Raw genomic sequence first — 20,643 nt, 5'->3', positions numbered from 1 at the left:
TCAGGCTCCCTTCGCGGCTTGCTTGATCGCCGCGCGGATGCGGTTATACGTCCCACAGCGGCAGATGTTGCCGGCCATGGCGGCGTCGATATCCGCGTCGCTGGGGTTCGGGTTGCTCGTGAGCAGCGAAGCCGCCGACATGACCTGCCCCGACTGACAGTAGCCGCACTGCACCACGTCCAGTTGCCGCCAGGCCTGCTGCACTTTCTGGCCGGCGGGCGTGCCGCCGACCGCTTCGATGGTGGTGATCTTGCGGTCGCCGACCGCTGCGGCCGGCAATACGCACGAGCGCACCGCAACACCGTCGAGATGCACGGTGCAGGCGCCGCATTGCGCAATGCCGCAACCGAACTTGGTGCCGGTCAAACCGACGAGGTCGCGTAAGACCCACAACAGGGGCATGTCGGGTGGGGCGTCGACGGTATGGGTCTCGCCGTTGATATTCAGGGTTGTCATTGAGCGGCTCCGAGTGGGGTTTATTGTTGATGAGGCTGTTTAGACAGAGACGTCGAACCAAAACAGTGAGCGTTGCCGCGTTTATTCGATCAGCCGGACTAATACGCGCGGCGGCTCGCGTTCAGTTCAAACAGACATTCGATGCAAGGCGCGAACGCGCCGGAGATGATCGGCAAATTGTAGTCGCGGATAAATAATTTCGCAGCGACCCCCATGCGCGCGTGGCCGTTGAAACGCTTTAGCGGTCAGCGGCCGCCGATTTTGCTAGCATGGTTCCGGTTTGGAACGATTGCATGTACCCGAATACCTGAATACCCGAATGCCGGATGCGATCCGGCCTGACACTCCGAAGGAGCAGCACGATGAACGACCAGCAATGCACTCAATTCCTCTCGGACATTCGCCGACCTCTGCTGTCGCTGCACAAAGCGATTCTCGACCACGAACGCGCGGCGTATGAAAAGGAATTCGGTCCGGTGACGCCGGCGGCGTTTCTGCAGGTGCTCATCAACGGCTCGGGGTTTCGCTGGCTCACGCCGCTCTCGACGGTGATCGCGAGCGTCGACGAAATCCTCGACGACAAGGAAGCCGATACCGCCGACCGGGTCGGCGCGGCCGAAGCGGTCACGGGACTGTTCTCGCCCGATGCGCCGAACAATATTTTTCTGCCGCGCTATCTGCCGTTGTTGCAGGCCGACCCGGCGATTCTGCATCACCATGGGCAGGTGGCGCAGTTGCTGCGTGGGGTGGCGGAGAAGTGAGCGGTTGGCGGTGAGGTTTTTTAAGGCCGGCGTGCGTCGACGCGCGCCGGCTTGTTCGAATGCGCGGTGCGCGCCGCCGGCTCCCGAATTTCCTCACCATTGAGAAGCGTGCTTTTTGATCGGCTGAACATGACCGGGTTGAATACGGCGGTCGACGATTATCAGGAATTGCCAGGCTTCCGGTAGTCAGCCGATGCGAAAAGCCTTATTTCAGGCCAATTTATGCGCGATTCGCAAGAGTGGGCGTCGCAAGCGTGTGTTGTTTACGATTTGAATCGATACGCTGGTGGCTCAAAATCGAATTTGCCTGGCTTTGCTGAATAAACCCAAGGTGAGCTTTTTCGGGAACGGCACGCCGACCGCTACGAAAACCCGATCAGCGCGCATCGCGGTGCCCTGCTAAGGTAAGCGAACTCTCTTGCCACGTTCACTGCCATGCAAAACTGGCCACTCCCCGAAAGCTACTTATTCCGCGATCAGACCGTGCGCTTCAACGTGACCGGCAATGGTCCGCCGCTGGTGCTGATTCACGGCACGCCGTTTTCTTCGTCTGTGTGGCATCGCATCGCGCCGCACCTCGCGCAAAACCACACGGTCTACTACTACGACCTGCTCGGTTACGGCCAATCCGAACAATGCGAGGCGCAAGACGTCTCGCTCGGCATCCAGAACGTGCTGCTGGCGGCGTTGCTCGCGCATTGGCAGTTAGCGAAGCCGGACGTGGTGGCGCATGATTTCGGCGGTGCGACTTCGTTGCGCGCGCATCTGATCGACGGCTGCGAGTACCGCAGCCTCACGCTGATCGATCCGGTTGCGGTTGCGCCGTGGGGCTCGCCCTTCGTGCGCCATGTGCGCGAGCACGGCGACGCGTTTGCCGGGCTGCCGCCCTACATTCACGAAGCGGTGGTGAAAGCGTATCTACGCGGCGCGATTGCGCGTGAGATTCCGGACGGCGAACTCGCGCCCTATGTCACGCCGTGGCTCGGCGCGACGGGACAGGCCGCGTTCTACCGGCAGATCGCGCAAATGGATCAGCGCTATACCGACGAGGTCGAAGCGCGCTACGCGCAACTGCGCTGCCCGGTGCAGATTCTGTGGGGCGAAGAGGATCAATGGATTCCGCTGGCGCGCGGCCGCCAACTGGCTGCGGCGATACCGAACGCGCGCTTTCAGGCAGTGCCGAACGCCGGCCATCTGATGCAGGAAGACGCGCCGGAAGCGATCGTCGCTGCGGCGCTACGCTGGATTGCTTGAGGATGCGGGCTAAGCCGCGTCCCGTTCACGCCGGCGTTGAACGCCGCTGAGAGGTGTGCGGGTTCGTGTGACGACGCGGGCTTAACCGCGCCCGTGCGGCAGATAAGGCATCGGATCGATCGGCTTGCCGTCGCGGCGCAACTCGAAGCCCACGGAGACGCGCGAGTTGTTTTCGTCGCCCATCTCGGCGATCTGCTGCCCTTGCCGGACGATGTCGCCGGTCTTGACCAGTAGCTTGCGGTTATGCGAGTAAGCGGTCAGAAAGTCCTTGTTGTGCTGGACGATGATCAGACTGCCGTAGCTGTTCAGGCCCGTGCCGGCGTACATCACTTTGCCGTCGGCGGCGGCGCGCACCGGATCGCCCGGCTTGCCGCCGATTTCAATGCCGCGCGTCTCGCCCGCCTGGAAGCCTTCAACGACATGGCCGCCCGCCGGCCATGCCAGCGCCACGCCGTTCGCGTGCCGCGCGGTTTGCTGCGCGACTTCGCGTGCCTCAGCGGCGCTCGGCGCGGCTGAGTCCGCTGCGGTGGTGGCCGGAGCGGCCTGGGTGGCTTGGGTTGCCGATGCGGCTGCCGCAACCGAAGCATTAGCCGTAACCGCAGCCGAATTCGTCGATACGCCCGGCTGCTGCGCCACCGGTGCAGCCGCCGAAGCCGAAGCCGAAGCCGAAGCCGCTGCCGCCTTGGCCGAAGCCGCCGCGTTAGCCGCGTTCACGGCCCGCACGGTTTCCGGCGACGCCACATGCAGCACCTGCCCCAACTTCAACCGCGACTTCGTTTTCAAACCGTTCCAGGCTTGCAACTGCCTGACGCTGCAATGATGATGCTGCGCGATACGCGCCAGCGTATCGCCCCGCTTCACGCGATAAACGAGCGGTGGCGATTTCTTCAGCGGCGTGCCCGCATCGGCGCCGATCTTCAGTTGCGCAGCGGAAGCTGCCGTTGCAGCCGGCGCATTCGCCGCCGGCACCGCGGAAGCGGCCGTCGCATCCGGCGCCGCGCCGCTCTGCGCGCCCTGCTGCCCGACGTTCGCACAACCGCTGACGGCCAGCGCGACCCACACGCCGGCCAGACTGGCCTTGATTGTTCTGTCGAAACGCTTTTCCACCATGTCCGACTCCTGCCTTTTTTATGGCGGACCGGATGCACGCCTCGTCGCGTGCGATGCGCGCGTTCGTACGCCGCGCGGCCTATCTTCGCGACACGGCGAGGTCGCCTCGTGCGACGCTCATCCCATGTCCTGCCGAACAATCCAACCCTTCGCCATCAGCCGATACCGGGAAGCCACGTCTACCGTGGACTCACCCAAAACCGCCGATCTTCTGCGAAAAGGGCCAGATTGCCGATTAAAATTCCAGCGGAATTGTAAAGTGCGTTTTACAGAAAACGCCCCGCTCCACACAATCTGATACAAACCTTACCCACGGTATTGCGGACATCGTTGCGCGTGCAACGGAAACGGCAACACCTCGGCAATCGGTCGGTAACTTTTGCTTTAACGGCAAAGCGCCGCGAAAACTTGAATCGTTTTCACGGCGTAAAAGGAACGGCGAATGGGGAAAAGATGAACGTGCCGGCAGGCGAACGGCGCGATGTCCGTCCGCTTCGAGGGAAACCGGGTTAGCTGTAGTACTGCCCGTCGTAGCGTACGTAGCCGACCGGATGATGCGTGAAATGCAGTACCGGCAGCACGGGGTTGTTGTTGTCGGCGGTGGGATAGGCGCTGGAATCGGGAATATATTCCCCTTGCGCTTCAATCGGCTGACCGGCCTGCAAGCCGGGGATCTCGTGCGCCAGACCTTCGTCGTCGCCGAAACGCACGGCGACGAAAACTTCGGTGCCCACCAGATTCTCCGAGCCGCCTTCGAACTTCAGCACCGTGTCGATCTTGATCACGAATTGCTGATGATTCGCGCCGTGGTGATTGTCCGGGCTGGGGAATACCTTGCTGATCGTGCCTTGCACACAGGCGAGCGGCGCGCCGAGTGAATGAACGTAGCTGTGGTGCGGAAGAATCTCTGTCGCGCGATTGCTCACATTGCTCATGAAGTCTCCGTGGAAGAAACCAGACTGATCGATGGCGAACCGTAAGGCGCGCCGCCAGCCGGCGGCGCGATACGGTTTGAGCAGGTCGGCGCGGTCGAGTTCACCGCGTCATTACTTCATCGCAACGCTTTCACCGAGTCCGCGGTGACGTCGGCCGGTTGGCCGCCCCACGTCGCACGCAGATAGTTCGCGAGCTGCGCGAGTTCTTCGTCGCTGAGTTGCGTGGCGAAACCCGGCATCTCCTGCATCCGTTCGAGACCCGGGAAATCCTGCGCGCCGAGACCGTCGAGCATCGCCACGATCAGGTTGTGCGCATCGCTCTGACGCAGGGTCGAGTTGGCGTGCATCGGCACCGCGACGTGCGGCTTGCCTTCACCGTTGATGCCGTGACAACCGGCACACACGGCGAGATACACGTTGCGCCCGGCTTCGAGCTGCGCGGCATCGGCCGAACCTGACTGCAACGGTTGCAACGGCTGCGGCGCGGGCGGCTGATCGCCGAGCAGGTAAGTGGACATGGCGCGCAGATCGTCGTGCGTCATGTACTGGCTGCTCAGATGCACGACCGGAAACATCTCGCCGAACGCCGAGCCTTGCGGCGCGATGCCGGTGGCGAAAAACGTCTGCAGATCGGCGGCGGTCCAGCCACGCGCTGCCAGACCGTGCGGCGTGATGTCGGGTGCCGCGATCCGGCCGAGCGCCGCACCCGCCAGCGGCTTCGCGCCGTCGAGTTGGCCGAACTTGCCGCGCGGCGTGTGGCATTCGGCGCAATGGCCGAGCGCGCTCGCCAGATAACGCCCGCGATACCAGTCCGCCGAACCGGTGGCGGCAGCGCCCTTGGCTGACGCCTGGTTCGACGCATCCGGCAACGCGTCCTTCAGGAACACCCAGTCCCAGAAGCGCACGCCAAAACGCAGGTTGAACGGGAACGACAGTTCGGGTTCGTGGTTCGGCACGGCGGCCGGTTTCTGCGCCATCAGATACGCGTAGATCGCATCGCTATCCGCGCGCGACAACTGACGGTACGACGTGTACGGCATCGCCGGATACAACTGTTTGGTCGGCGTGACGCCGTCGTGCAGCGCCTTGTACAGATCGTCGGCGCTCCAGTTGCCGATGCCGTGCGCTTTGTCCGGCGTGATGTTGGTGCCGTAGAAAGTGCCGAACGGCGAAGCCAGTTTCACGCCGCCGGCGAACGGCGCGCCGTCCGAGGTGGTGTGGCAGGCGGCGCAATCGGCGGCTTTCACGAGATAGCGGCCGCGCGCGAGCGGATCGGCGGCGGTGGACTGCGGCCCCAACGCGGCGGCGGCGGTCATTGCGGCGGAATCGTCGTGCTTGCCGCACGCGCTCAACGCGAGCGTCGCGCCAAGCAAAAGCAGCGCGCGGCGCAGAGTGATCGGGCGGCGCATCATGCGGCTTCCTTGACGAGACCCGGCGTCGTCAGCACGACTTCCTTGACGGCTTCGTAATAACGCACGTAGCCCGTGCAACGGCAGATGTGGTCGTTCAGCGCTTCGGTGATCGTTGCTTCGACCTTGTCTTTGGCAACCGGCTGACGCTGCAGACGTTCGATCAACACCGTGGCCGCGTTGACGAAACCCGGCGTGCAGTAGCCGCACTGAAAGCTGAAGTGCTCGAGAAACTTCTGCTGGATCGGCGACATGCCGATCACTTCGCCCGCGTCGTTGCGCTTCGCGTGGCCTTCGATCGTGCGAATGGTTTTGCCGTGGAAGAAATTCGCGCCGGTGATGCAGGTGCGCACTTCTTCGCTGGTGCCGTCCGGTTTGTCGACGATCACCACGCACGCGTGGCAGATGCCCTGACCGCAGCCGAGACGCGAGCCGGTCAGGTGCAGATACTCGTGCAGGTAGTCGATCATCATCAGACCGGCGGGCACGTCGGTCGGACCGACGATCTCGCCGTTGACCTTGATCGACAACGGCAGCGTGCGGAAATGCGTCAACGGACGCTCGACCACACCGGCGGCCGGCGCGCTGGCGGCAACGCCGGCGGATGCAGCAGCCGAAACCGAAGCAGCCGCCGGAGCAGCCGCGGCACTCGCCGTCCCGCCCACCACACCGGAAGCCACCGCCACACCACCCGTCTGGCTCGCGGCGTTCGTCAAATCTTGCTTGGGGGCCGTCATGCGAGCACCTCCTGAATACGTTGCGGGGTAACCGGCAGATCGGTAAACCGATGCCCGATCGCATGCGCGATCCCATTCACGATCGCGCCGACCACCGGAATCATCACCACTTCGGCAATGCCCTTCGGCGGATCGGTCTCGGTGAGCGGCGGCAGCACTTCGCCGGTCTGGGTCCAGACGGCGACGTCCGTCGCGCGCGGCAAGTGGTAGCGGTTGAAGTTCCACGTGCCGTTGCCCGGACCGTCTTCGTACAGCGGCAGATACTCGTGCAGCGCGTGGCCGATGCCCATTGCCAGACCGCCTTGCAACTGGCCCGACACGAGTTGCGGCGAGATCTGATTGCCGCACTCCATGATCGAATGATGCGCGAGCAACTCGACCTTGCCGCTCGCTTCATGCACCGACAGTTCGACCAGCGTGCCGACCGCGCTGTAGTACGTCACGGTTGCGTTGTTGCGCTGAACCGGCGGAATGAACACGCGCTGACGATCCAGCACGCGATAACGATTCGCCGTGGTCTGCAGTTTCTTGCGTTCGTCCGGCGCGTTGTCGCCGTAGCGCAGCGCGAGGCCGTCGAGCGGCAAGCGCACGACCGCGCCGTCGATCTCGAAGTCCGCTTCGGTCCATTGCCAGCGATTGAACACGTGCACAGTCGCGCCGGTCACGAGCCCGAGTTCGTGCGCTTTCTTCGCGAGCTGTTCGAACGGCAGCGCCTCGAGCCCCGCTGCCGACAGCTTGCCGTCGACCCAGCGCGCGTCTTCGATCCGCACCACCAGCGGCGCGGCCTGACCGCCGCCCGTGCCCTGACTCCAGATCGCCATCGCCGCCGGCCACAGGCCGTGCGCGAACACGACCCGCGCCGCTTCGCGCGTGCTGTGCGTGAAATAGAACGCGGAGTTCGTCGCGCTGGACGGCGACGCATAACCCGGCGACCAGCGCGGATTCGCCGCGAGCTTGTCCTGATCGGCCTGCGACATCATGTACGGATCGCCGCTCGTGACGACCGGCAGATCCGGCCAGTCGGTGATCGCGACGTGCACGTCGGTGGCCGGCTTGCCGAGCCACTTGGCGACCGCGACGGCCTGCGAGGTCGACACGCCGGTGCCGATTTCAGCGGCCGTGTGCTGCAAACTGATCTTGCCGTCGGCGCTGAATTCGACCTTCGCGAACGAGGTCTCCGCGCCGGTGCCGAAGTCCTTCTGCACGCACGCGAAACCCACGCCGTAGCGCTTGCCCGGATGCGCCGCTTCGAACTCGGCCTTGCGCTTCGCGCGATTCACCCACAGCGGATGCACCTTGGCCTTGTTCAACACGTCGTCGACGCGAATCGCGCCGGCCGGCACCGCGCCTTGCGTGTTTTTCATGCCGGAGCGCAACGCGTTCTTCAGGCGGAAATCGATCGGATCGAGCTTCAGTTGCGCGGCGATTTCGTCGACCATCATTTCGGTCGCGGCCATGCTCTGCAGCGTGCCGTAGCCGCGCGCGGAACCGGCGTCGATCGCGCGCGACGCAATCGCCACCGCCGACAGATCGTTGCTCGGGAAGTAATAGATCGACTGCGCGGCGGTCGCGCCCACCATTGCCACGGAAGGCGAAAAGTTGCAGCGCCCGCCGCCGTCCGCTTCCATCTCCGCCTTGAACGATTGCAGCAGACCGGTCTTTTTATCGACGGCGATGCGGTAGTTCATCTTGAACGCGTGGCGTTTCAGCGAGGTCTGGAACTGCTCGTAGCGGTCGTTGGCGAGACGCACCGGGCGGCCGTCCGCATACATCGCGCAGACGAGGCCATAGAACGGCACGTTGAAGTGATCCTTCGAGCCGTAACCGACCGTGTAGCACGGGTGAATGAACAGGTTCTTCACCGGGAACGCGCACTTCGCGACCATGCCGGCCGCGCTGTCCACGACTTCGGACGGCGCCTGGGTCGGCACCACCATGTGCAGCGATTGCGTCGCGGCGTCGTACCAGCAGTTCGCGTTGTCGGGCTCGAGCGCGGCCGTATCGATCGACTGCGTGTTGTACTCGCGCTCCATCACCAGCCAGTCCGCCGACGGATGATCGAGGTTCTGCTGGATCTGCGCGGCGTGGAACATGCCCTGCTCGTCCAGCTTGCCGTGCTCGACGCCGTCGGGCCACACCGGCTTGTGCTTGCGCATCATGCTCGGAAACACCGGCGCGTCTTTCAGGCTGGAGAAAACATCGTCGTCGTACGGCGTCTTGCCGCCGACCCGCACGAAGCGGAACGTGCCCCACGGATCGCGTTCCAGCGGCCCCGTCTGCGCGCCGTAGCGGATGATCTGATCCTGGAACTTCAGCGTGTTCTTCGCGAAGCGGAAGCGCGCGAAGTCGTGATAGATCAGGATCGCGACCGCCTGGCCGAGATACGCGGGCGTCTTGCCCGGCGGCAGCAACATGTCGTCGCCGTAGAAGGCCGGGAAGATCAGGCCGTCGCGCGTCAGATCCGCCGCCGTCACCACCCGGTCGGGTTGCAGATCGGCGCCGAGCAGCGACAGGTCGAAACCTTCGTAGCTGCGGTCAGCTTGCGTAGTGCGCAGAATGAACGCGTGCGACTGCTGCTGCGGCCAATGCGGCATGTCGGTGGCGCGAATGTCGCGTGCGAACACTTTCGACCCGGTCACCTTGGCGATCCCGTCGATACGGAATTTCGCCTGACCGTTCGCCGCGTCCCACTGCATCGGCGTCAGAATTTTCTCTTCGAACAACGCAGCGAATGCGCGGCTGCCCATCGGCGCGAGATACACCGACACACCCGCCACGACGCTGGCCTTCAGAAAACTACGACGCGAAAGGTCGAGTTTCCCCATGGACTTCTCCTTAAGTGAACACGGCGGCAACCCGTCGGCGGAACCCACACGCTTCCCCCGCCGCCGCGCGCGCGACGATGCGCGCGCTGACACGCACGCGCTTGCGTGCGGAACGGCAATGGAACCACGAAGGAGCTGTTCGAACCACAGGCGCTCATGCGCGCCCGCGCGTACCGGCGATCTGCGACGACCCGTGTTCCGGTTGCGCCGCATTCGATCTGATTGACCTTTGAACTACCGTGAGTTGCCTTTTTGTCTGCCCGGCGAAGGGCAAAGGCCGCGATTATCGCGCTGATTCGCCGCAGGGTGCGTCAAATTTTGTCCGCTATCTCGAAAATAACGGATTCAGCATGGGTTGATCTGGAAGCGCGTTGGAAGCCCGCTGGAACCGTTATGCAGTGGGCTTAATAGCGGCTTGAGCGTGATGCCCGGAAGGCCTCCGCGTGGCCACCGTCGCGACGAATTACGCTCGCACGATCGTGATGCCGAGCGCCTCGAACGGCGCAGTCAGCGCCTCGGCCGTGCCGCGTTCAACCACGATCGCGCTGGCCGCCGTCACGTCCGCGATCTTGTACGCCGACGCCGCATGCAGCTTCTCCGCCGACGCCAACACCACGGTCTCCGCCGCATGCTCGGCGAACGCGCGCTTCACGTAGGCCTCTTCGCGATCGCCGGTGCTCAGACCCGCTTGCGGATGCACGCCGGTCGCGCCCATGAAAAACAGATCGGCGCGAATATGGCTGAGCGTTTCGATGGCGGCCGCGCCGAGATTGACCATCGAATGCCGGAACAGACGGCCGCCGATCATCACGACCTCGAGTTGCGTGTGCTCGGCAAGTTCGACCGCGATGCTCGGGCTATGCGTGACGATCGTGGCCTGCAAGTCGCGCGGCAGATGACGCGCCAGCTGCACGGCCGTCGTGCCGCCGTCGACGAACACGATCTGGCCAGGCGCGATCATGCCGGCGGCAGCGCGGCCGATCGCCGCTTTCGACGCCGACTCGATCCGCTCGCGCCCGGCAAAGTCTACCGCCGCCGGCGACGCCGGCAACGCGCCGCCATGCACGCGCTGAAGCTGGCCTTCGGCGGCGAGCTCGCGCAGATCGCGGCGGATCGTGTCTTCCGACACCTCGAATTCGACGCTCAGCGTCTTGGCGATCACCTGCCCGTTGCGCTTCAGCGCTTCGAGGATCAGTTGTTTTCTTTGCGAAGTCAGCACGGTGAGGGTCTCGACAGGGTCAGGGGCATTTCAACGCAATTGCACGAAATCACTTGTTTTTGCACGAAACTGCACGATACCATGATTCGCCGGCGGCGCCGACCGCTTTGTCCTTGCCCATGCAAACATGGCAATCAGAAAAACAGGAAGCGAACATGAACGAAACCGCCGGACGGGTCCGTATCGTCGACGTCGAAGTGCTCTCGGACGACTGGTACGTGCTGAAAAAAACCACCTTCGACTATCAACGCGCCGACGGTAGCTGGCAGCGCCAAAGCCGCGAAACCTACGACCGCGGCAACGGCGCCACCCTGCTGCTGTACGATCCGCGCCGCCGTACGGTGGTGCTGACGCGGCAATTCCGCCTGCCGGCGTTCGTCAACGGTCATCACGGCATGTTGATCGAGGCGCCGGCCGGTCTGCTGGAAGCCGCCTCGCCGGAAGAACGGATTCGCGCGGAGGTGGAAGAGGAAACCGGTTACCGCGTGCATGACGTGCGCAAGGTGTTCGAGGCGTTCATGAGCCCGGGCTCGGTCACGGAGAAGCTGCACTTTTTCGTCGCCGAATACGACGCGTTGGCGAAGGTCGGCGCAGGCGGCGGCATCGCGGATGAAGGCGAAGATATCGAGGTGCTGGAATTGCCGGTGGACGAAGCGCTCGCGATGATCGAGCGCGGCGAAATCGTCGACGGCAAGACGATCATGCTGCTGCAGTACGCGAAACTGAATCTGCTGGGCGCGTAGGCGGCCATTTACGCGGCGGCCGTTTCCGACTTATCGCGCGAGGCGTTGGGAAACGGACGCTAGGTAGCGGCCGCCAAAGAAAATATTCTGACGGGTCGATTCAATCGAACACCCTTCCCGTCCGTCTATTTTTTCGTTCGTCACGTTTATCCCGCTGACGAACGCGTTGAGGTTGCAGTGGATTCTCTTCAATCGGCAAACCGGTTTATCAGCGGTTTTTTCTTCGGCGCGTTGATCGCTGCCGGTGTCATGGTGCTGCTTTGCAATGCCGGCGAGTTCTCGCCGTTCACGGCCCAGTTGCACGCATTCGGGCAAGTTGTCGTCACGGTGCTGATCGCCGTCGTGATCGTCGGCGCGAAACCGTTGGCTTATAAAACCGTGTGGCGCGAGCGTCGCTGCCGCTTTGTCCTTGACGAGGATTTAAGCGCGACGCTGCGTGGCCGAAGCTTCGGCATTCCGGCCGGCGTGGTGGTCGGGATTCTGATTCAGCACTACGTGATGAACTGAGCCGCTCACGCAAGCGCCATGCGCGCTCGCCTAGAACTTATGCCGTATCGCCGCCCGCACCACGACCTGCTTCGACGTCGATGAAGGCGACTGGGTGCCGGGCGTGAAGGCATCGTCCAGAATCGTGTAGGTCGAGTCGCCGGTCACCTGCTGATATTCGCCCTGAATGTAGACGTCGGTGCGTTTGGACAAGTTGTAATCCGCCATCAGACCGAACGAGTGAATCCGCGGCTTCACGCCGCCGTTGGACGCGTCGTAGCTTTCCATCGTGTAGACATATTGCGCGCCGACGAACAGCATCGGCGACACCTGATATTTGCCGTTCACCTCGAAGTTCTGATACTTCAGCGAGTTGAGCAAAATGCCCGGCGGCACGAGCGGTGTGATGCCGAGATAACCGTTGCCGGTCGGATCCAGATAATTCGAGTTGGTATAAACGAAGCCGGCCGTCGCCGGACCGAACGAGTACGTGATGCCGCCGCCGAACACGCGCATGCGCCCGGCGATGAAACTGGCGTCGTTCGCGGTAATCGCGCCGTTCGCGCCATTGCCGGGATTGTCGGCCTGCAGATAAGCAGCGGCGACCAGCAGGCCGCCATACGTATATTGCCCGCCGAAACTGTAAGCGCGGTTATTGGCGAAGTTGGTGTCGTTGCTGAAGCTGTAGACGCCGCCGAACTGGAAGCCGGAGATCGACGGGCTGGTGAACTTGACCGAGTTGTCGAGGCGAAACGAGTTGTCGGTGTTGTCGTTGTCGTACGGGTGCGAGAACAGTTCGCCGGCCCAATTGCCGTTGGCCGTGGTCTGCGCCAGATAGTCGACCACCGAATCGTACTGGCGCCCGAACGTCAAGCTGCCGAAGGTATCCGAACTGATGCCCACGAAGGCCTGGCGGCCGAACATCCGGCCGCCCTGATTGAAGCGTCCCGAGCTGACGTCGAAGCCGTTTTCGAGCTGGAAGATCGCTTTCAGACCGCCGCCCAGTTCCTCGGCGCCCTTCAGGCCCCAGCGGCTGCCTTGCGCGTCGCCGCTCGCCAGTTCATAGACATGGCCACGGCCGACGTTATTGGTGTAGTTGATGCCCTCATCGAGTACGCCGTACAGCGTCACGCTGGTCTGCGCCGAGGCAGACTGGGCAAAAGCGGCGGACAAAGCGGCGGAGACAGCCAGCGCGAACACTTGCTTGTTCATGATGATCTCCCTGCACTCGAGTAATCGGACAACTCGATCCAGCCGCTTTGTTCTTGACGCTTTGTCAGGGCTTTCACCGGCCCCTGTGCGCCTTCAGGAAATCCTCACACGCCGTTAGCTGGACGTCCATCGGGTGTCACGTCGATATCTCAAATTGTTGCGAAATGTCCACTTCGTGCAAGCGCCCCTTTTATCGCGGCGCTCATTCAGGTAAACGGCAGCGCGCCGCCCTGACTGAAGTCCAGCCCGGTTTTGAGCTGCGTTTCGCGCCCGGCGCGCTGCCCGGCTCGCCGGGTCCTTGTCACGGAAAGAAATATAATCGAAAGCTTTCGCGGCGCTGCAGCGGAACTCAGCGTCGTCACATGGGTCATTTTTACTGCCCTCTGCAATCGAGCCTGCCCCAGGCCGCGCGGTTGAAAACGGCGACGCCGAGCGCGTAGATCGTGCATCCGCCGCAGCTCGCCCCTATTTCCAAAGTCACGTGAGACGTTTGCCGCGCTGAGCCAGCGCGCCGTCCCATGAGGCTGCTTTTGGCGTCACACCATGCAAGCATCGCAATCCCGTCTGATCGAGCTCGACTTTTTCCGCGGACTGGTTCTGCTGATCATCGTCGTCGACCATATCGGCGGCAGCATTCTGTCGCGCGTCACGCTGCACGCTTACGCGTTATGCGATGCCGCCGAAGTCTTCGTGTTCCTGGGCGGCTTCGCCACCGCCACGGCCTACGCGGCGCTGGCCGAACGGCGCAATGAGACGATCGCGCGCGGCCGCTTCCTGCGGCGTTCGCTGGAAATCTACCGGGCGTTCCTGATCACCGCCGCGCTGATGCTGCTGGTCAGCGCGGTGCTGACGGCGTTCAGCATCGACGGCCCGAATCTCGCCACCACCGACCTGGACGATCTGATGGACGCCCCCGTCGCCGCGTTGCGCGACATCCTGCTGTTCCGCCGCCAGCCGTATCTCGCCTCCGTGCTGCCGATGTACGCGTTCTTCGCGGCGCTGGTGCCGATGATCCTGCCGCTCGCGCGCAGCAAGCCGTGGTGGCTGCTGGCCGGCAGCGTCGCGCTGTGGGCCGGCGCCCCGGCGATCACCGCGTATTTGCCCGCCGCGCCGGACATGCATTGGGACTTCAACCCGTTCGCCTGGCAGTTGCTGTTCGTGCTCGGCGTGCTGGCCCGCTGCCAGCCGGTATATCAGCGCATCAGCGCGCACCGGCTCGGCTGGCTGGTCAGCGTGCTGGCGTTCGCCGTGGTGGCGGCCGCGGCTTACTACAAACTGTTTATCGAGCTCGAACCGCTCGACGGCGGTCTCAAGCAGAACCTCTCCTATCTGCGCGCGGTTAATTTTCTGGCGATTGCATGGCTCGTCGCGAATCTGATTCAGCTCGGCTGGGCCAGGAAACTCGCGCAATGGCTGCCGTGGGTCGGCGTGATCGGCCGCAAGGGGCTGCTGTGCTTTATCGCCGGCGCGGTGATTTCGCTGGTGGTCGATTCGGTGCTGTATGCGGCCACCGACGGTTATCTCAACTACCCGCTCGGCCTGCTCGCCGATGCCGTCGCGGTCGGTGCGCTGCTGGCCGTCGCGCTCGGGGAAAAGCCGTTCAAGCGGCTCGCTTCGCGGCTGGTCGGCGCGCGGCTTCGCACCTCGCCTTGAGTGGCGGGCGGGCAGCGCGCCGGGATGCAGGCGTTCGCGGTCTCGTCCGTTGTCCGCGCTGAGTTCGTATCGCTTCAATCTCCACCGCCGATCCTGTTAGCATGACGCCGCCCGCGACCCGCGCGGCGGCCTCCTACTCTCACATGCGTCCATTCCTACACTCCGCACTCGTTGCGCTGTGCGTCGTCGCTCACGGCGCGGCTTGCGCCAGCACCGTGATCAGCCGCAGCTTCCATGCCGACGCGCTCGGCCGCGACTGGTCGTACACCATCTATCTGCCGACCGGCTATCGTCACGACGCCGCCCGCATTCCGGTGCTCTATCTCCTGCACGGCAATAACGGCGACGCCAACGACTGGCTCACCCAAGGCCATCTGCAAAGTACCGCCGACGCGCTGATCGACCACAAGGACATGCCGCCGGTCGCGATCGTGATGCCGCAAGGCGGCACCGACTGGTACGTCGATCGCAAGGAGAAGATGGAGACGGCGTTCTTCGACGATCTGCTGCCCGAGATCGAATCGCGCTACGCGGTGTCGACACAGCGCGGCGGCCGCATGATCGGCGGTGTGTCGATGGGTGGCTTCGGCGCGCTGCGTTACGCGCTGACGCAGCCGGAACGCTTTTGCGGCGCGATGCTGCTGAGCCCCGCGATCTACCCGAACGAACCGCCGCGCGCGTCGGCGGCGCGGCGTGTGGGGGTATTCGGCGAGCGCGAATTCGATCCGCGCATCTGGCATGAGCTCAACTATCCGGCGCAGTGGGACCGCTATATGAGCCGGCCGTATCGTCTGCCGATGTTCATTGCCGCCGGTGACGACGATCTCGCGATCCAGGCCGATGCGTCGTCGCTGTACACGCATCTGCGGCTGGCGGGCAATCCAGCGGCGCTGCGTATCATCGACGGCGCCCACACGTGGGATGTCTGGAGCGCGCTGCTGCCGGCCGCGCTGAAGTACACGCTGGGCTGCGTGAAGACGCAAACGCCGACACAAACGCCAACGCCACCACAACCGCTGGATCACCCCTCGACCGGCCGCCCTTGAAACCGACCTGAAATTCGCGTGCAACTATTGCACAAGGTCGGTCCACAACACCATCAGGACGGTCATCAACGCCGGGCCGATAAAAATGCCCAGCAGACCGAAGGTTTCCGCGCCGCCAAGAATGCCGAACAGCACGAGCAGGAACGGCAGGCGCGTCGAGTTGCCGATCAGCACCGGCCGCACGAAATGCTCGGCGACGAACACCACCACCGAGCCGAACACCGCGAGCCCGATGGCCGACGCCACCGACCCTTGCGACAGCAGCCACAACGCCGCGAGGCCGAACGTCAGCGGCGCGCAGAACGGCAGCATCGCGGCGATCGCGGTGATCACCGCGAGCAACGCGACATGCGGCAAGCCGGTCACCGCATAAGCCACACCCAGCAACGCGCCTTCGCCGAGTCCGACCACCACCAGTCCCGACACCGTGCCGCGCACGGCCGTGGCCATGCGTTGCAGAAGCTGCGCGCCGGCCTCGCCGAAACCGCGCCGCATGCCGGTGGAGAGCGACCCCGACAAGCGCGGCCCCGCCTGAAAAATCACGAACAGCGTGACGAGCATGAACGCGAACACCATCAGCGCATGCACCGCGCGCGCCCCGAAATGGCGGCCGAGCGTCATCACGGTGGTGCTGTGCAAGCCCTTCATCGCCGCCGAATCGCGTAGCGGCTGCGCGAGGTTGGCTTGCCACCACGCGGAAATCTGTTGCACGCCGAACGGCAGATGCTGAACGAAATCCGGCAACGCAATGCCGTTTTCCTGCACGGTCTTGAACCAGTCGGTTATGTCGTGCGCCTCGCGCAACGCCTGCGCGATCCCGACGCCGACTGGCAGCACCACCAGCAACGCGATCGCGAGCGTCAACACCGCGGCGATCAAGGTCGTGCGGCCGCTGAACCAGCGGTGTCCCTCGATCTTGCGCAGCAGCGGCCACAACGCGATGGCCAGCACGCTCGCCCAGGCCGCTACCGCGATGAAATCGCGCACGACCCACAACGCCAGCAGCACCAATCCGATGTACAGCAGGAGCGACGCGGTCCGCTGCTTTTTCAGACGCTCGGGCGAGGTCGGCGATTCGGGTGGTGTGACGGGTGGCGATTCGGGTGGCGTGACGGGCGGGCGTGAATTCATGTGATCTCTGGTGGTTTTATCAAAGCGTGGATGCGCGACCCAAGGCGATTTTCCCCAGGTGCGCGCGAGCCGACCGGAAAAAACCAGAACCGCTACACTGGCATGCCACGGTCGCTCATCGATAACGACATCTTAAAGGAAGCGCCGTCGGCCTTAACGGGCGGGACTCTCGTCGCGCTACGAACAACACTGCGTTGCAAAAATCCGCCTTATCTCCAAATTGCTGTCATCGGGCCCGTAAAACCCCGCCGTGACGGGCAGATGTGAATGTCAAGTTTCATTGTTGCTATTTCGAGAACAGTGTTTCAACTCGGACACAATGGCTATCTAGCCCGCGCAGGACTACATTCGGCACACCACAATACGGAGCCGATGATGATGACCTTTGAGTCCATCCCCCTTGACGGTACCAATGGCGTGCGCATCGAAATTCTCGAACGCTCCGATACGACGCTGGTGATCCGTTGGGTCGAACCGGGGAAATGTCATTATGGCGAGCAGCGCTGGCGCCGCCGGTCGGCGCACACGTCCGGCACCTGCGCGGTATCGCGCCGCAAGATCCGCCGCGGCGACGCAGTGTTCAAACCGGCCGAGCGGCCGGCGCCCGCGAATGCATCGGCGATGATTTGCGCCGAACTGCTAGGTGAATTCGCCGAAGCCTGAAGTTTTCCGTTTCCGGTCGCCCCACCACAAGACCCGTTGCATAGCGCGCCCCTCAAGCGCCACGTGTCATCCCGCCATGCAAAAACCCTTCCGATTGCGGCCCCTCGCGCGCTGAGCTAAGGTGCAGGAGATTGCGCCACGTCACCGCGCCGGCTTCGCTGTCCGGCTATCGTGACCCTCGCATTTCCACCCACCGCGCCGCGTGTCTTGCGGCGCCGTCCGAGGGCATACCATGGCAGAAGACACGCCGGACACCCGCACCGCATCGGCCGCCCCGGCCCCGCTCGTCGCACCGCAACAGTTCTCCGTCGACGTCCTGCTTGAAAAATACGCGAAAGGCGACGAGCAATCGGCCGACGACGTATTCCAACGCGTCGCCCACGGCGTCGCCCAGGCCGAGCCGGAAGCGCTACGTGAATCCGTAGAAGCGCGCTTTGTCGACAATCTGCGGCACGGCGCACTTGGCGCGGGCCGCATCATGAGCGCGGCCGGCACCGGCATTGCCGCCACGCTGATCAACTGCTTCGTGCAGCCGGTCGGCGACGCGATTCAGGGCGTCGACGAACAGGGCCTGCCCGGCATCTACGTCGCGTTGCTGCAGGCGGCCGAAACCATGCGCCGCGGCGGCGGCGTCGGCTATAACTTCTCGGCGATCCGCCCCAAGGGCGCGCGGGTTCACAGCACCAGTTCATCGGCGTCCGGGCCGTGCAGTTATATGGATGTGTTCGACGCGTCCTGTCGCACCGTCGAAAGCGCCGGTTCACGGCGCGGCGCGCAGATGGCCGTGCTCGACTGCGACCACCCCGACCTGCTCGAATTCATCGAGGCCAAGCATTCGAAAGGCCGCTGGAACAACTTCAACGTGTCGGTCGGCGTCACCGACGCCTTCATGCGCGCGGTCGAAGCCGATCAACCCTGGCAGCTCGTGCATCGCGGCGAACCGTCGCCGGCGCTACGCGCGGCCAACGACATGCGGCAGCGCGACGACGGCCTGTGGGTCTACAGCGAACGCCCGGCGCGCGCGATCTGGGAGCGCATCATGCGCTCCACGTACGACGTCGCGGAACCCGGCATCGTGTTCATTTCGCGGATGAACGAGGACAACAACCTGCGCGCGGTCGAAACCATCCGCGCGACCAATCCGTGCGGCGAACAACCGTTGCCCGCGTACGGCTGCTGCAACCTCGGGCCGCTCAACCTGACGCGCTTCGTGATCGAGCCGTTCGCGCAGATGCAAGGCGGCGCGCCGTCGTTCGACTGGGACGGCCTCGCCCAGCGCACCCGCACGCAGGTGCGCTTTCTCGACGACGTGCTCGACGTCACGCTGTGGCCGCTGCCGCAGCAATACGACGAGTCGCACGCGAAGCGGCGCATCGGCGTCGGCTTCACCGGTCTCGGCGACACGCTCGTGATGCTCGGCCTGCGCTACAACTCGCAGGCCGGCCGCGACTTCGCGGTGCGGATCGCGCGACTGATGCGCGACGAAGCGTATCGCGCGTCGGTGGAGCTGGCGCGCGAGCGCGGCGCGTTTCCGCTGTTCGACGCCGGCCGCTATCTGGAAGCGGGCACTTTCGCGTCGCGCCTGCCCGACGACCTCAAGGCGGCGATTCGCCGCGACGGCATCCGCAACAGCCATCTGCTGTCCATCGCGCCGACCGGCACGGTGAGCCTCGCGTTCGCGGACAACGCGTCGAACGGCATCGAGCCGGCCTTCTCGTGGACCTACACGCGCATGAAGGTGATGGCCGACGGCGGCCGTGAATCGTTCGACGTGGAAGACTACGCGTACCGGCTGTATCGCGAGCTGGGCGGCGATGTCGGCAAGCTGCCGGATTACTTCGTCAGCGCGCTCGAGATGTCGGCGCGCGACCATCTCGACATGATGGCGGCCGTGCAACCGTATGTGGACACCTCGATCTCGAAGACCGTCAACGTGCCCGCCGATTATCCGTTCGACGCGTTCGAAAGCCTCTATTTCGACGCCTGGAAAAACGGCCTAAAAGGCCTCGCCACGTATCGCCCGAACGAAACGCTCGGCGCGGTGCTCAGCGTGAGCCCGCCGCCGGCGCAAGCGGAAGACTCGCTGGCCGACAACGATCAGGATCCGCTGCGAATCGCGATCGATCATCGGCCCAAAGGCGAACTGCCGGCGATCATCGAGAAGGTCGAATATCTGACCCAGGCCGGCAAGAAATCGCTGTATGTGGCGGTGTCGTTTATCGAAGTCACGGGGCGGCTGGGCGGCGAAGAGGTCAGCATCGAGCGTCCTATCGAGTTCTTTATTCCGACCGGCCAGCGCGACGAATCGCAGCAATGGATCACGGCGACCATGCGCTCGCTGTCGCTCGCCGCGCGCGGCGGGTTCGTCGCGCGCAATCTGCAGGATATGCGCAAGGTGTCGTGGGATCGCGGGCAAGTGCGGCTCGGCGACGTGCAGCGGCTCGACGGTCATCGCACGCCGCGCTGGCACGATTCAGAAGTGGCCGCGCTCGCGTTCGCGATCCAGCAGATTCTGCATCGGCGCGGCTTTCTCGACGCCGAGGGCAATCAGGTGCCGTCGCGTAGGCTGGCGCGTTTGCCGCGCGGGCAGATGAAGGCGGAGACGGCGCTGTCGGCGGACTTCGGCATCCGGCCGAATCCCGACGATGGCGATGATGCCGCCACGTCGGCGCAGGCCGGCGGCGTGCTCGGACTGCAGACCATGCTCGGACGCAAATGCGGGTCGTGCGGCGCGAATGCGGTGATTCGCAAGGACGGCTGCGACTTTTGCACGGCCTGCGGCGAGGTCGGCGCGTGCGGGTGAAAGCGGGCCATGCGGCCGCGCGCGCCATTCGAAGTTGACGGCAGCGGCCGCGCAACGCTGCGTGACGCATCGCGCTGTTGTTGCGCGGTAGTTATCAGATAAAACGACCGGCAGCGCTGATCCCAGTCAGCGCAAGCCGCTCGCCGAAGCCCTGCGGCACGCCAGTGACGCACCGGGCGCAACAAACCGAAACCCACCTC

The 20,643-nt window shown here is 64.1% G+C and carries 17 protein-coding genes; 8 read left to right on the top strand and 9 right to left on the bottom strand.

Annotated features, from left to right (window positions below; translation table 11 throughout):
• Positions 1–456, bottom strand: a complete 456-nt coding sequence (locus HWY05_RS31275; protein WP_035556756.1) for a (2Fe-2S)-binding protein — start codon at positions 454–456, stop codon at positions 1–3.
• A gap of 362 nt (positions 457–818) precedes the next feature.
• Between HWY05_RS31275 and HWY05_RS31270 the strand changes: the two genes are divergently transcribed.
• Complete coding sequence (locus tag HWY05_RS31270; RefSeq protein WP_035556753.1) at positions 819–1,217, top strand: hypothetical protein; 399 nt, start codon at positions 819–821, stop codon at positions 1,215–1,217.
• Between the two features lie 435 nt (positions 1,218–1,652).
• Positions 1,653–2,471, top strand: coding sequence for an alpha/beta hydrolase (locus HWY05_RS31265; RefSeq protein ID WP_176060749.1), 819 nt, complete (start codon positions 1,653–1,655; stop codon positions 2,469–2,471).
• Positions 2,472–2,552: 81 nt separating this feature from the next.
• Here the strand turns inward: HWY05_RS31265 and HWY05_RS31260 are convergent, their stop codons facing one another.
• The 6 genes from HWY05_RS31260 to HWY05_RS31235 form a co-directional block, all read right to left on the bottom strand.
• Positions 2,553–3,581 (bottom strand): peptidoglycan DD-metalloendopeptidase family protein, encoded by a 1,029-nt coding sequence (locus tag HWY05_RS31260; protein ID WP_176060748.1) that lies wholly within the window; start codon positions 3,579–3,581, stop codon positions 2,553–2,555.
• A gap of 509 nt (positions 3,582–4,090) precedes the next feature.
• Entirely contained in the window at positions 4,091–4,516 is a 426-nt protein-coding gene (locus HWY05_RS31255; protein ID WP_035556747.1) for a hypothetical protein, read from the bottom strand.
• Between the two features lie 116 nt (positions 4,517–4,632).
• A complete protein-coding gene (locus tag HWY05_RS31250; RefSeq protein ID WP_035556744.1) occupies positions 4,633–5,928 on the bottom strand; it encodes a cytochrome c in 1,296 nt (431 codons plus the stop codon).
• Positions 5,925–6,662: a (2Fe-2S)-binding protein gene (locus tag HWY05_RS31245; protein WP_176060747.1), complete on the bottom strand. Its 738-nt coding sequence runs from the start codon at positions 6,660–6,662 to the stop codon at positions 5,925–5,927. The genes HWY05_RS31250 and HWY05_RS31245 overlap by 4 nt, the downstream gene beginning before the upstream one ends.
• Positions 6,659–9,487: a molybdopterin cofactor-binding domain-containing protein gene (locus HWY05_RS31240; protein WP_035556742.1), complete on the bottom strand. Its 2,829-nt coding sequence runs from the start codon at positions 9,485–9,487 to the stop codon at positions 6,659–6,661. The genes HWY05_RS31245 and HWY05_RS31240 overlap by 4 nt, the downstream gene beginning before the upstream one ends.
• A 463-nt stretch (positions 9,488–9,950) precedes the next feature.
• Positions 9,951–10,706 (bottom strand): DeoR/GlpR family DNA-binding transcription regulator, encoded by a 756-nt coding sequence (locus HWY05_RS31235; RefSeq protein ID WP_176060746.1) that lies wholly within the window; start codon positions 10,704–10,706, stop codon positions 9,951–9,953.
• A 155-nt stretch (positions 10,707–10,861) separates the two neighbouring features.
• On the opposite strand from HWY05_RS31235, the gene HWY05_RS31230 reads away from it, so the two are divergent.
• Positions 10,862–11,449, top strand: a complete 588-nt coding sequence (locus tag HWY05_RS31230; RefSeq protein ID WP_176060745.1) for an NUDIX domain-containing protein — start codon at positions 10,862–10,864, stop codon at positions 11,447–11,449.
• Between the two features lie 177 nt (positions 11,450–11,626).
• Positions 11,627–11,956: a hypothetical protein gene (locus HWY05_RS31225; RefSeq protein WP_176060744.1), complete on the top strand. Its 330-nt coding sequence runs from the start codon at positions 11,627–11,629 to the stop codon at positions 11,954–11,956.
• 30 nt (positions 11,957–11,986) lie between these two features.
• Here the strand turns inward: HWY05_RS31225 and HWY05_RS31220 are convergent, their stop codons facing one another.
• Positions 11,987–13,147: a porin gene (locus tag HWY05_RS31220; protein ID WP_035556729.1), complete on the bottom strand. Its 1,161-nt coding sequence runs from the start codon at positions 13,145–13,147 to the stop codon at positions 11,987–11,989.
• Positions 13,148–13,690: 543 nt separating this feature from the next.
• Here HWY05_RS31220 and HWY05_RS31215 point away from each other — a divergent pair.
• Together HWY05_RS31215 and HWY05_RS31210 are read left to right on the top strand one after the other, a co-directional pair.
• Positions 13,691–14,800 carry an OpgC domain-containing protein gene (locus tag HWY05_RS31215; protein WP_176060743.1) on the top strand — a complete coding sequence of 370 codons (1,110 nt, stop codon included), beginning with the start codon at positions 13,691–13,693 and terminating at the stop codon, positions 14,798–14,800.
• A 143-nt stretch (positions 14,801–14,943) separates the two neighbouring features.
• Positions 14,944–15,846 carry an alpha/beta hydrolase-fold protein gene (locus HWY05_RS31210; RefSeq protein WP_176060742.1) on the top strand — a complete coding sequence of 301 codons (903 nt, stop codon included), beginning with the start codon at positions 14,944–14,946 and terminating at the stop codon, positions 15,844–15,846.
• A gap of 24 nt (positions 15,847–15,870) precedes the next feature.
• Here the strand turns inward: HWY05_RS31210 and HWY05_RS31205 are convergent, their stop codons facing one another.
• The gene (locus tag HWY05_RS31205) at positions 15,871–16,977 is read right to left on the bottom strand and encodes an AI-2E family transporter (protein WP_176060741.1); all 1,107 of its coding nucleotides are present in this window, start codon (positions 16,975–16,977) and stop codon (positions 15,871–15,873) included.
• Between the two features lie 378 nt (positions 16,978–17,355).
• Here HWY05_RS31205 and HWY05_RS31200 point away from each other — a divergent pair, with 378 nt between their 5' ends.
• Together HWY05_RS31200 and HWY05_RS31195 are read left to right on the top strand one after the other, a co-directional pair.
• Entirely contained in the window at positions 17,356–17,640 is a 285-nt protein-coding gene (locus tag HWY05_RS31200) for a DUF3331 domain-containing protein (protein WP_176060786.1), read from the top strand.
• Positions 17,641–17,872: 232 nt separating this feature from the next.
• Entirely contained in the window at positions 17,873–20,443 is a 2,571-nt protein-coding gene (locus HWY05_RS31195; RefSeq protein ID WP_176060740.1) for an adenosylcobalamin-dependent ribonucleoside-diphosphate reductase, read from the top strand.
• The last annotated feature ends 200 nt before the right edge of the window (positions 20,444–20,643 follow it).

Origin of the sequence: Paraburkholderia sp. BCC1876 (assembly GCF_902833695.1) — a bacterium.
Lineage (GTDB): Bacteria > Pseudomonadota > Gammaproteobacteria > Burkholderiales > Burkholderiaceae > Paraburkholderia.
This window is presented reverse-complemented; position numbering and strand designations above follow the sequence as displayed.